The 12,039-nt window shown below is 55.9% G+C and carries 8 protein-coding genes and 1 pseudogene; 8 read left to right on the top strand and 1 reads right to left on the bottom strand.

The genetic code is table 11. The annotated features are described in order from the left end of the window. The first annotated feature begins 45 nt into the window (after positions 1 to 45). Positions 46 to 1,740 (top strand): purine-cytosine permease family protein, encoded by a 1,695-nt coding sequence (locus HMPREF3011_RS08885; RefSeq protein WP_070841398.1) that lies wholly within the window; start codon positions 46 to 48, stop codon positions 1,738 to 1,740. A 9-nt stretch (positions 1,741 to 1,749) separates the two neighbouring features. On the opposite strand, the gene HMPREF3011_RS08880 is transcribed toward HMPREF3011_RS08885, so the two are convergent. Continuing rightward, on the bottom strand, positions 1,750 to 2,397 hold the full coding sequence (locus HMPREF3011_RS08880; RefSeq protein WP_038627630.1) for an SDR family oxidoreductase: 648 nt from the start codon (positions 2,395 to 2,397) through the stop codon (positions 1,750 to 1,752). A 391-nt stretch (positions 2,398 to 2,788) separates the two neighbouring features. Here HMPREF3011_RS08880 and HMPREF3011_RS08875 point away from each other — a divergent pair. The 7 genes and pseudogenes from HMPREF3011_RS08875 (at position 2,789) to tuf (ending at position 11,586) form a co-directional block, all read left to right on the top strand. After that, a pseudogene (locus HMPREF3011_RS08875) lies at positions 2,789 to 4,251 on the top strand (FAD-binding protein). Between the two features lie 72 nt (positions 4,252 to 4,323). After that, positions 4,324 to 5,628 (top strand): SAM-dependent methyltransferase, encoded by a 1,305-nt coding sequence (locus tag HMPREF3011_RS08870; RefSeq protein WP_038627632.1) that lies wholly within the window; start codon positions 4,324 to 4,326, stop codon positions 5,626 to 5,628. Positions 5,629 to 5,678: 50 nt separating this feature from the next. Next, on the top strand, positions 5,679 to 6,167 hold the full coding sequence (locus HMPREF3011_RS08865) for a hypothetical protein (RefSeq protein ID WP_038627634.1): 489 nt from the start codon (positions 5,679 to 5,681) through the stop codon (positions 6,165 to 6,167). 447 nt (positions 6,168 to 6,614) lie between these two features. Further along, entirely contained in the window at positions 6,615 to 6,986 is a 372-nt protein-coding gene (gene rpsL / locus HMPREF3011_RS08860) for a 30S ribosomal protein S12 (protein WP_038627636.1), read from the top strand. 3 nt (positions 6,987 to 6,989) lie between these two features. Continuing rightward, the gene (rpsG, locus tag HMPREF3011_RS08855; protein WP_016422052.1) at positions 6,990 to 7,460 is read left to right on the top strand and encodes a 30S ribosomal protein S7; all 471 of its coding nucleotides are present in this window, start codon (positions 6,990 to 6,992) and stop codon (positions 7,458 to 7,460) included. A 298-nt stretch (positions 7,461 to 7,758) separates the two neighbouring features. Next, the gene (gene fusA, locus HMPREF3011_RS08850; RefSeq protein ID WP_038627639.1) at positions 7,759 to 9,891 is read left to right on the top strand and encodes an elongation factor G; all 2,133 of its coding nucleotides are present in this window, start codon (positions 7,759 to 7,761) and stop codon (positions 9,889 to 9,891) included. A gap of 504 nt (positions 9,892 to 10,395) precedes the next feature. After that, positions 10,396 to 11,586, top strand: coding sequence for an elongation factor Tu (gene tuf, locus HMPREF3011_RS08845; protein ID WP_038627641.1), 1,191 nt, complete (start codon positions 10,396 to 10,398; stop codon positions 11,584 to 11,586). Positions 11,587 to 12,039: the final 453 nt, after the last annotated feature.

The following is a 12,039-nucleotide window of genomic DNA, read 5'->3' as shown; positions in this document are numbered from 1 at the left end:
TAGCTGAAGGAAGTAGCTGTCGTGAACTGACATCAGGGGTATCTCATGACGACCACAATGGCCGACGCTAAGCAGGGAAAGCGGAGGGCGGGAAATACTGGGTCGTCATCGAAGTTGGGTGACGACTATCCGCTCCGATTCGCGCCACGACACTACCGAACGTGGACACCAGTAGCAGTTGCCAGCTCGGCACTGGGAGGAATGGCCTACTTGGCTGACTTCTCCATCGGTGCTGGAATCGGCATTGCTCACGGAACAACAAACGCTGTGGTTGGCATTCTCATCGCCGCAGTCTTGATTTTTCTCTCCAGCGCGCCGCTGGCAATCTACGCCGCAAAGTTCAATCTCGACCTCGACCTCATCACACGCGGTTCCGGCTTTGGCTACTACGGCTCCGTAATCACCAACGTCATTTTCGCGACTTTTACATTCATCTTCTTCGCCACCGAAGGCGCAATTATGGCCCAGGGCCTAAAGCTCGGGCTCGGGATACCACTTTGGCTGGGATACCTGGTGAGCGTGCTCATCATCATCCCCGTAGTGGTTTTCGGAATGAAGACGCTACAGAAGATGCAGACGTGGACCAACCCACTCTGGCTAGTCATGATGGTGCTACCGATGGTGTATCTCGTCGTCAGGCACCCTGACTCCGTGGACGCTTTCTTGCATTATCAGGGGCAGGGAGAAGGTCCTAGCCTGGCGGCAATGATGGCTTCTGCCGGTGTGTGTTTGGCGCTGGTGGCGCAGATTGCCGAGAACATTGACTACATCCGTTTCATGCCGCCGAAGACAAAGGACAACGCCACGTCGTGGTGGGCCTCGGTCATCATGGCTGGGCCGGGATGGGTTATCTTCGGTGCAGCTAAGCAGATTATCGGTGTGTTTCTCGCGGTCTACATGATTTCGGTGGTCGGCGGCGGCATGACCGAAGCCGTTGAGCCAGTGCATCAGTTCATGACGGTGTACCAGGAAATGGTGCCCACGTGGCTGGCAATCACGCTGGCGGTCGTCTTGGTGGTGATGAGCCAAATCAAGATCAACGCCACGAATGCATACTCTGGCTCGCTGGCGTGGACTAACGCCTACACGCGAGTGGCAAAGTCCTATCCGGGACGCATTGTCTTCGTCTTCGTCAATCTCGGCATCGCACTGGCGCTTATGGAGTTCGACATGTTCTCCATGCTCAATGCGGTTCTGGGGTTCTACTCAAACCTCGCCATTGCGTGGATTTTCACAGTGGCTACGGACATTGCAATTAACAAGTGGGTCCTGAAGATCTCGCCGATTTATCCCGACTACCGACGCGGAATGATTCACGACTTCAACCCCGTCGGCATTACCTCGCTCGTTGCTTCCGCGACAATCTCAATCGCCATGTACTTCGGCGCTTTCGGCGAGAGCTTGGTGCCGTACTCCGCACTCGTCGCCGCAGCAATCGCCTTCGTCGTCACGCCGACGATGGCAATTCTGACTAAGGGGCGCTACTACCGACGTCGCTTTGACGACGGCATCGCCGCACCGCTTTTCGACGAGCACGGGAACCCATCCAATGAGTCTTTCACCTGTGTCATCACCGGTGAACAGGTCGAACGACCTGATGTAATCCTTTCGGCGGAGCGTGGCGACGATGGCGCGGAGCAGTACATATCCTCGCTCGCACTGACAATGGACCGCGACGGCCGACATGTTATGCCGGCTCAATCGCGGCGGGGGCGTAGCGCATCAGTGCGAACGTCCTGAGAGGAGGCGCTAGGCCTTTAGCGCCTCTGAGATGGGGGTATCGCCCTCATTGAAGTTAATGGTGCGACCAATCGTTTGATCGTTGAATACGGTCTGCGCGATGACATTGGCAACCGTTGCACGGGCAACCTTTGTGGCCTTTGTGGCATCGGTGTCAATGGAATCCTGGCCTTCGTCGAAGGTCAGCGTGCTCGGTCCCAGGATTGTCCAGTCCAAGTCAGATTCGCGCAAAGCTGTATCCGCGGCGGCCTTGGCCTCGGCGTAGGCAAAGAAGGAATTATCCTCAGGAACTCCGTGGTTCGGGCCGGCACCAAAGTAGGACACCATTACGTAGCGGTTAACTCCGGCGGCCTTGGCAGCTGCCATCGAGGTGATTGCGGCATCGCGGTCGATTGCGTAGGTGCGCTCTGATGAACCGCCGCCTGCGCCAGCGGACCAAACGACGGCATCATTGCCGCGTAGCAGGTCAGCGAACTTCTCGGTCGAGAGCTCGGTGATGTCATAGACAGCTGGGGTGGCACCGAGCGCTTCAATGTCCGAGACCTGATCAGGGTTACGAATAACTGAGGTTACTTCGTAGCCTTCATTGATGAGTAGGGGAGTAGCGATTTGGGCCACCTTGCCGTGGCCGCCGATAACAATAACTTTTTTAGCCATGCCCCACCTATACGTCAGCTCGCTGGTACTAGCAATGCAGTTGCCTTCGCTGGCAGTGAACATGACGAACGGTGAGCGACGAACGGTGAGCGCTGAGTATGGCGAGGCGTACTTCTTGCCACCCCATTTGCAGGGTACAAGAACGCCTAGTTAAGTCGTCCTAAATCAAGTTATATATGTAGACGTAATTTACCTGTTCAATCCGGGTATTTTTCGATATTGGTAGCCCAGCAGAGGCCCTTAGTTTTTCCAAAAAGACAAAATTAGGGCGAATTCGCGTAGAAAATACCTGTGAAATGCCGTTGCGGTATTCACCATGGCTCATCGACCAAATTCTGATGTCGGCACGTTGCCACGACTAATCGGAAAAATTACTTCTACGGTGGCGCAAATGGCGCCGGGGCGAGGAATTGATTCAGTGCGCATTGAGCCTGTGGGCTGGCATGCGCATGAAGAAGGCGTGCGGAAGCTAGTTGATAGCTTTCAAGCTATTCCTGCTGACCAGCGGGTCAGGTTGGCGAAGCGCACATCAAACCTTTTTCGCGGGCGTAGTAAAACTCTCGTACCAGGTCTAGATGTCAGCGGTCTCGGCGGAGTAATCGCCGTCGATCCAGTTGAAAAGACTGCCGACGTGCAGGGAATGTGTACCTACGAAGACCTGGTAGATGCCACTTTGCCCTACGGTCTGATGCCTTTGGTTGTGCCAGAGCTAAAGACAATTACGCTCGGTGGAGCTGTGACCGGTATTGGCGTGGAGCCAACGAGTTTCCGTAACGGCCTGCCACATGAGTCCGTCATCGAGATGGATGTCCTAGTCGGTACCGGCGAAATTGTGACCTGCTCGCGCACGGAAAATGTCGATCTTTTCCGTGGCTTTCCAAACTCCTATGGTTCCCTCGGCTACACCGTACGGTTAAAAATCGAGCTCGAAGAAGCACTTCCATACGTCGAGCTGCGACACGTTCGGTACAACTCCACGACGGAAGCGGCAGAGGATCTGGCAAAGATTTCCGTGGAAAAGGAGTTCCAAGGCGAGCCTGTTCACTTCCTTGACGGTGTCGCTTTCTCGCCGAATGAGATTTACCTGGTGCTGGGACGCAAAACTGATGAGGAAGGTCCCGTCTCGGACTACTCCCGAGACAAGATCTACTACAGGTCCCTGCAGCACCCCTCCGGCGTTACTCGAGATCGCCTGAAGATTCGCGATTACATCTGGCGCTGGGATATTGACTGGTTCTGGTGCTCTAGAGCCTTCGGTACCCAAAATCCCGCAGTTCGTGCAATGTGGCCGCGCGAGCTCAAACGATCCTCGGTGTATTGGAAGTTCGTCGGCCTCGATCGCAAGTACGACATTGACGCGAAATGAAAGCACGAAAAGGCCTGCCGGCCAATGAGCGCGTCGTCCAAGATATCGAGGTCACTGTTGACCACTTGGCTGAATACCTGGATTGGTTTTTCCAAGCCTGCGATATCCAGCCTGTGTGGCTATGCCCGATTCACCTTCGTGATGGCTCCAGCGAGCTAATTGGTACTGGCGACAAGCTCGCTGGCAGCAGCAGTGCTTGGCCACTGTATCCGCTAGATCCCGAGACCACCTGGATCAATGTCGGGTTCTGGTCTGCAGTGCCGAACAACCATGTCCCAGGAGATACTCGCCTCGGCGCGTTCAACCGCGTTATTGAGGCCAAGGTCAGCGATTTGGGCGGTCACAAGTCACTGTATTCCGAGGCGTTCTACTCACCAGAACAATTCGGAGCACTCTACGGTGGCAACCTACCCGATGAGCTCAAAGCAATCTACGACCCTGATTCCCGGTTCCCGCGGCTGTATGACAAGACCGTCACTGGTGCCTAACTAGAAGCCCAACCACTTCAAGCGGCTTTTCTCCAATTCTTCGAAATAGCCAGTTAATAGCAAGGATTCACCATGGCATTTACTCCAATGAACGTTGCAGAGATTTTCGAGGCCTTCATCGATACCTCGGAGAAGCCTCTGCCAATTCGCCTGACGGCTTTTGATGGTTCAGTCGCTGGCCCCGACGATGCAAAAGTAGGCTTGAACGTCCGCTCGCTCGATGCGCTGAACTACATCGTTACTCATCTGCGTGATGATGTCGGATTCGGTCGCGCATTCGTCACCGGTGAGATCGAGCTGACTCGCGTCCGTCTCGGACACCCAATTGAAGCGTTCGACGCTCTGATGAAATTGCACGAACAATTCGTGATGCCACCTGCAGCAACTTTGGCGAAGATTGTTCGCTCCCTGCGTTCGATGGGGCTGCCATATGTTCCTGTTGTGCCCGAGATTGAACGTACTGCATGGTGGAAGAAGCGCCTGCAAAACGGTCTAGCACGTCACTCTAAGGAACGCGACGCAGACTCGATTTCGTCGCATTACGACGTCAGTAATGAATTCTACGAGATCATCCTGGGCCCATCGATGACGTACACCTGCGCCTACTACCCGAATGAGAACTCCACGCTCGAAGAAGCACAGGAAAACAAGTACCGCCTGGTATTCGATAAGTTGCGCCTGAAGGAAGGCGATAGGCTTCTCGACGTTGGCTGTGGTTGGGGCGGCATGGTTCTCTATGCGGCAAGGCGCGGCGTTAAGGCCATCGGCGTGACTCTGTCGAAGCAGCAGGCAGAGTACGCACAGGCCAAGATTAAGGAAGAGGGCCTGGAAGATCTTGCTGAGGTGCGCTTCCAGGACTACCGCGATGTTCCTGAAGAAGGCTTCGATGCCATCTCCGCAATCGGTCTTTTGGAGCACATCGGTGTGGAGAACTACCCGAGCTTCTTCGGCTTCCTCTATGGCAAGTTGAAAGAAGGCGGTTTGATGCTGAACCACTGCATCACCTACTGGGATAACCACCGCACCCGCAAGGGCACCTTCATCGACCGTTACATCTTCCCAGACGGTGAGCTCACCGGTGTCGGAACTATCATGCGAGCAATGCAGGATCAGGGCTTTGAGATGCTCGATCAGCAGAACCTGCGTTTCGACTACGAGCACACTCTCTATGACTGGTGTGAACGACTGGACAAGGATTGGGACAAGGCCGTCGAGCTGGTTGGTGAGCAGACCGCAAAGCTGTGGGGCATGTACATGGCTGGTTCCGAGTACAACTTCGCATGTAACCAGATCCAGCTGCACCAGGTTCTGGGTGTAAAGGTGTTCCCGGACGGCTCCCGTGGTGATGTCCCGCAGCGTCAGTGGTGGAAAGACTAATTGTCTTAAGCGTCGATAATTCTCATGTCCGCTAGCTAGCCTGAAAGTATATGAAGGTAGAAAAAGTTGGCGTAATCGCATTATCGGCAGTTGTATGTGCGGCTGCCCTGGCTGGTTGTGGGGGACAGGACCAGCAACAGGTCGGCCGTGAGGCCGATGACGGCAGTCATGATACGCAGTCGGAGGCACCTACAACGCCTGCCCCGAGTGCTAATAATGCGCACAGCAGAAAGCCCGATGAGCCGATTCTGGGCAATATCGGGCCTAATGGCGCCTGTGATGAAAGCGTCATCGCAATCGACCACGAAAAGCCCACAGCGCGGATCACATATCACGGTCAGCCTGGTGACCACATCAAGCTGACCATTAATAGCAATAGTCCGGAGCGAGAAGCAGAAACCCAAGGGTTTGAGCTTTCGAGCACGCTGACCGAGATGCAAATTCCAACAGACATCCCCAACGACACCATTCCGAACATTCAGGTGGAAGCCGATGGGCGAGTGGGGCTCGCCGGCAACTGTGTCATCGAAGTGAATTAGAGGCGTAAAACCGGCTATAAATAAGGCCACAGAACTAGTCGTCGTAAAGCATGCGCGTGACTGCAGTGACGAAAGAGAGCGCGTGGGGAGGCGCGCCGTGCTTTACGACGATAATTTGTGAGTCGGCCTTCGCACTGATCAAAGTGGCTGAAATTTTTACGCTATTACCTGGGTGTTTGGAGTAAAGCCCCAGCTCGCGTACTGTTATACAACGATCCCAGAAAAGAATTGGGAACTTGAGACATTACCCAGTAGGCCAGCGAGAGCGGCTGACTGGGTTTCGCACGTTCAAAATCCCTCCGCTTTTCTCGTGTTAAACCGATGGGCTCACCACTGGATGAGTAATAACTTTTCTTGTGAAGCATTCACACGGATGGTGGTTACTCCGCTGCGGTCGGCATCGGGCACGAGAATCTCAGGCGGCGAGAGAAAGAAGAAAGAGGCTTCATGCCCACTATTCAGCAGCTGGTCCGTAAGGGCCGCCATGACAAGAAGGCTAAGGTTGCAACCGCAGCTCTGAAGGGTTCCCCTCAGCGTCGCGGCGTTTGCACCCGTGTTTACACCACCACCCCGAAGAAGCCGAACTCGGCTCTTCGTAAGGTCGCTCGTGTGCGCCTGACCTCCGGCGTCGAGGTCTCCGCTTACATCCCGGGCGAGGGCCACAACCTGCAGGAGCACTCCATGGTGCTCGTCCGCGGTGGTCGTGTTAAGGACCTCCCGGGTGTCCGCTACAAGATCGTCCGTGGTTCCCTCGACACCCAGGGTGTCAAGGACCGCAAGCAGGCTCGTTCCCGCTACGGCGCAAAGAAGGAGAAGTAAGCCATGCCACGTAAGGGCCCAGTACAGAAGCGTCCTGTCGTCAACGACCCGGTCTACGGCTCCCCTCTGGTGTCGCAGCTGGTCAACAAGGTTCTGATTGACGGTAAGAAGTCGACCGCAGAGCGCATCGTCTACGGTGCACTTGAGCTGTGCGAAGAGAAGACCGGTACTGACCCGGTGCTGACTCTGAAGCGCGCAATCGAGAACGTCAAGCCGGCTCTTGAGGTTCGTTCCCGTCGTGTCGGTGGCGCCACCTACCAGGTCCCGGTCGAGGTTCGTCCGGGCCGTGGCACCACTCTGGCGCTGCGCTGGCTGCTGATGTTCTCGCGTCAGCGTCGTGAGAACACCATGACCGAGCGTCTCGCTAACGAGATCCTCGATGCATCCAACGGCCTGGGTGCATCCGTCAAGCGTCGTGAGGACACTCACAAGATGGCGGAAGCAAACCGCGCATTCGCTCACTACCGCTGGTAATCGCTTATCGACGGGGCCGCGAGTGGTCACCGTCGTAAAGCAGCTGCCGGTATGTCAACGGCGCGCGTCGGTCGCGGTCCACGGATCTTTAAGGGTCACTCAAATAGGGCCAGCCCGGCGCTTACACCTGATGTCTTGCGTAGAATTTACGCAAAAGGTGTACGTCACGGCGCGACTTCGCGCCAAGACGGTGGCATTATAGATAAAGCAAACCCGACCGACGGCGGATTTGACGGCCAATTGCAATCCCGTAATTGAGCCTCACCGCCAAACCGATTTGAAACGAGTGGGGAATCAAGTGGCTGAAGGTGCACTTCCCGTTAAGAAGGACCTCCACAAGGTCCGCAACATCGGCATCATGGCGCACATCGATGCTGGTAAGACGACTACGACCGAGCGCATCCTGTACTACACGGGTATTAACCGCAAGGTCGGCGAGACTCACGATGGTGCGTCCACAACCGACTGGATGGAGCAGGAGAAGGAGCGCGGTATTACCATTACCTCCGCTGCTGTGACCTGTTTCTGGAACGACAACCAGATCAACATCATCGATACCCCGGGTCACGTCGACTTCACCGTTGAGGTCGAGCGTTCCTTGCGTGTGCTCGACGGTGCCGTCGCAGTCTTCGACGGTAAGGAAGGTGTCGAGCCGCAGTCTGAGCAGGTTTGGCGTCAGGCTCAGAAGTACGATGTCCCACGTATTTGCTTCGTCAACAAGATGGACAAGCTGGGCGCTGACTTCTACTACACCGTTGGCACCATCGTTGACCGCCTGGGCGCTAAGCCGTTGGTTATGCAGCTGCCGATTGGCGCTGAGGATGACTTCGACGGCGTTGTTGACCTGCTGGAGATGAAGGCCCTCATGTGGCCGGGCAAGGTCGAGATTGGCACTCCTGCGCAGGTCGAGGAGATTCCGGCTGACCTGGTCGACAAGGCTAACGAGTACCGTGAGAAGCTCATTGAGACCGTCGCTGAGTCCGACGAGGAGCTCATGGAAAAGTACTTCGGTGGCGAAGAGCTGACCATGGACGAGATTAAGGGCGCCATCCGCAAGATGGTTCTGAACTCTGAGGTCTACCCGGTCTACTGTGGTACCGCTTACAAGAACAAGGGTGTTGAGCCGCTGCTCGACGCTGTCATTGACTTCCTGCCGAATCCGCTGGACATCGGTGAGGTGCACGGCCACCAGATGGGCGACGAGGACGTCGATATGGTTCGTAAGCCGTCTAAGGATGAGCCGTTCTCTGCTCTTGCATTCAAGATCGCTGCTCACCCGTTCTTCGGTAAGCTGACCTTCGTCCGCGTTTACTCCGGTCGCGTGGAGCCGGGCCAGCAGGTCCTGAACTCCACCAAGGACAAGAAGGAGCGCGTCGGTAAGCTGTTCCAGATGCACGCCAACAAGGAGAACCCTGTTGACGAGGCAGTGGCAGGTAACATCTACGCCTTCATTGGTCTGAAGGACACCACCACTGGTGACACCCTGTGTGCACAGGATGCTCCAATCGTTCTGGAGTCCATGTCCTTCCCGGATCCGGTTATCTCCGTTGCTATTGAGCCGAAGTCCAAGGCTGACCAGGAGAAGCTGAGTACCGCTATTCAGCGTCTTGCTGAAGAGGACCCGACCTTCACCGTTCGCCTGGATGAGGAAACCGGCCAGACCGTTATCGGCGGTATGGGCGAGCTCCACCTTGACGTCCTGGTTGACCGCATGAAGCGCGAGTTCAAGGTCGAAGCAAACATCGGTAACCCGCAGGTTGCTTACCGCGAGACCATCCGCAAGCCGGTCGAGAAGTTCGAGTACACCCACAAGAAGCAGACCGGTGGTTCGGGTCAGTTCGCCCGCGTCATCATTGCTCTGGAGCCTTACGCTCCGTCTACTGACGAGGTTGAAGAGGGTGAGTCCACCACTTACAAGTTCGTCAACGAGGTGACCGGTGGCCGTGTTCCGAAGGAATACATTCCATCTGTCGACGCTGGTATTCAGGACGCAATGCAGTACGGTACCCTGGCTGGCTACCCGCTGGTGAACATCCAGGCAACCCTGCTCGACGGTGCTTACCACGAGGTTGACTCCTCTGAAATGGCCTTCAAGATTGCTGGTCAGCAGGCTCTGAAGGAAGCTGTCCAGAAGGCTAAGCCGGTCCTGCTTGAGCCGATGATGGCCGTTGAGGTCATTACTCCGGAAGAGTACATGGGTGAGGTCATCGGTGACATCAACTCCCGTCGTGGTCAGGTTAACTCCATGGAGGACCGTACGGGCGTCAAGGCTGTTAAGGCTCTGGTTCCGCTGTCCGAGATGTTTGGCTACGTTGGTGACCTGCGTTCCAAGACCCAGGGTCGCGCTAACTACACCATGATCTTCGACTCCTACGCTGAGGTTCCTTCCTCCGTGGCCGAGGAGATCATTGCAGCGCGCACCGGCGCTTAAATTGCATCGGCAGGGTGGGGCGCTCTATCAGGGCTGACCCCATCTCTGTGCGCACTGCGCTGTCACTCTTTTTAGACGGTGCAGTGCGAGGGTCTGCAGCTTTTTAGTAGATTCCCTTAAGATTTGACTGTGCTGAGATGTCGCCAGACTCTTGGCTCGTGTTAGCACAGGCAAGCTCTTGGGGGTAGCTGCTCGCAATTCATATCGTTGGGCGATTTTAGATCGCAACTCAAATATCTAGTATTTATGCAGGTAAATGACGATGTGAGTTGCTGGCCGTTACCCACCCTTAACTAGGGGGTTGGTCTGGTTTGGAAAACTCCAGTATCCTGCCCTAGTATCGAGTAACTGGCACAGTGAAAGAATAGTGCTCTTTTGCGCGCGCACGTTCCGAAGTCGTAAGCGAACAGCTTGAAAGCTTCTGATGTTGTGAAGGCGGATTGAGTGACCACAAAATTGTGGCTGCGAGAGTCGTGGCCACCTAGACCTCCAGGAGGACTAAAAGTGGCAAAGGCGAAGTTCGAGCGTACGAAGCCGCACGTCAACATCGGTACCATTGGTCACGTTGACCACGGTAAGACCACCACTACCGCCGCTATCACCAAGGTTCTGGCTGACAAGTACCCGGACCTGAACCAGTCGTTCGCTTTCGACGCTATTGACAAGGCGCCGGAAGAGCGGGAGCGCGGTATTACCATCAACGTCTCGCACGTTGAGTACCAGACCGAGAAGCGTCACTACGCTCACGTCGACGCTCCGGGCCACGCCGACTACATCAAGAACATGATCACCGGTGCTGCTCAGATGGACGGCGCGATTCTGGTTGTCGCCGCTACCGACGGTCCGATGCCGCAGACCCGTGAGCACGTTCTCCTGGCTCGCCAGGTTGGCGTTCCGTACATCCTCGTTGCACTGAACAAGTGCGACATGGTTGACGATGAAGAGATCATCGAACTCGTCGAGATGGAGATTCGCGAGCTGCTGGCTGAGCAGGACTACGACGAAGAGGCTCCGATTGTTCACATCTCCGCTCTGAAGGCTCTTGAGGGCGACGAGAAGTGGGCAGAGTCCATCGTCGAGCTCATGCAGGCTTGTGACGACAACATCCCGGACCCGGTCCGCGAGACCGACAAGCCGTTCCTGATGCCGATTGAGGACATCTTCACCATTACCGGTCGCGGCACCGTTGCTACCGGTCGTGTTGAGCGCGGCGTTCTGAACGTCAACGACGAGGTGGAGATTCTGGGCATCAAGGAGAAGTCCCAGAAGACCACCGTTACCGGTATCGAGATGTTCCGCAAGCTGCTGGATTCCGCTGAGGCTGGCGACAACTGTGGTCTGCTGCTCCGCGGTACCAAGCGTGAGGACATCGAGCGCGGTCAGATCGTTGCTAAGCCGGGCGCTTACACCCCGCACACCGAGTTCGAGGGTTCCGTCTACATCCTGTCCAAGGATGAGGGCGGCCGCCACACCCCGTTCTTCAACAACTACCGTCCGCAGTTCTACTTCCGCACCACCGACGTCACCGGCGTCGTTTCCCTGCCGGAAGGTGTCGAGATGGTCATGCCGGGCGACAACGTTGACATGTCTGTCAAGCTGATCCAGCCGGTCGCAATGGACGAGGGCCTGCGCTTCGCTATCCGCGAGGGTGGCCGCACCGTCGGCGCTGGCCGCGTTACCAAGATCATTAAGTAAGTCTTCTCCCCAATGGGGAAATGCTTTAGCTAGGTCTTAGAAGAATCCCGACTCCGCGTAAGCGGAAGTCGGGATTCTTTGTATCTGTACATAGCCGACATTAGACGGGATGGGACCGGCGCAATAGCCGTCGTTAAGCAGACTGTTCCGTAATGGGTGTGATGTACGTTGCACTTTGGAATCGCGATTTTACATTTGCAGTGTGGTCGTGCTTTAATACGGAGGTTGCTTTAACAAAGGCGTTCGCGCCAATTGTTGTATCAGGCCCAGCTGGGAACCAGTACGAAATTGGACTTAGCGCCTATGGTAAGGCGAGCATGACCACGTAGGGAAGTTTCTTCCCAATCGTGCCTCACGGAGAAAACGGGCGACACGCCCGACCGCGGGGGTCGGAGGTGGCATGGCAAATTAACAGCGGCAGTAGGCAAAATGAAGAGCCCCACGAGGGGGGGG

This window comes from Corynebacterium sp. HMSC074C04 (genome assembly GCF_001838295.1).
Classification (GTDB): Bacteria; Actinomycetota; Actinomycetes; order Mycobacteriales; family Mycobacteriaceae; genus Corynebacterium; species Corynebacterium amycolatum.
Note: the sequence above shows the minus strand (reverse complement) of the source record. Positions and strands in the feature narration are given on the sequence as shown.

Bases quoted from the DNA above. Each gene is read 5' to 3' on its own strand.
- HMPREF3011_RS08885 (WP_070841398.1), top strand. From the start codon at position 46: ATGACGACCACAATGGCCGACGCTAAGCAGGGAAAGCGGAGGGCGGGA.
- HMPREF3011_RS08880 (WP_038627630.1), bottom strand. From the start codon at position 2,397: ATGGCTAAAAAAGTTATTGTTATCGGCGGCCACGGCAAGGTGGCCCAA.
- HMPREF3011_RS08870 (WP_038627632.1), top strand. From the start codon at position 4,324: ATGGCATTTACTCCAATGAACGTTGCAGAGATTTTCGAGGCCTTCATC.
- HMPREF3011_RS08865 (WP_038627634.1), top strand. From the start codon at position 5,679: ATGAAGGTAGAAAAAGTTGGCGTAATCGCATTATCGGCAGTTGTATGT.
- rpsL (WP_038627636.1), top strand. From the start codon at position 6,615: ATGCCCACTATTCAGCAGCTGGTCCGTAAGGGCCGCCATGACAAGAAG.
- rpsG (WP_016422052.1), top strand. From the start codon at position 6,990: ATGCCACGTAAGGGCCCAGTACAGAAGCGTCCTGTCGTCAACGACCCG.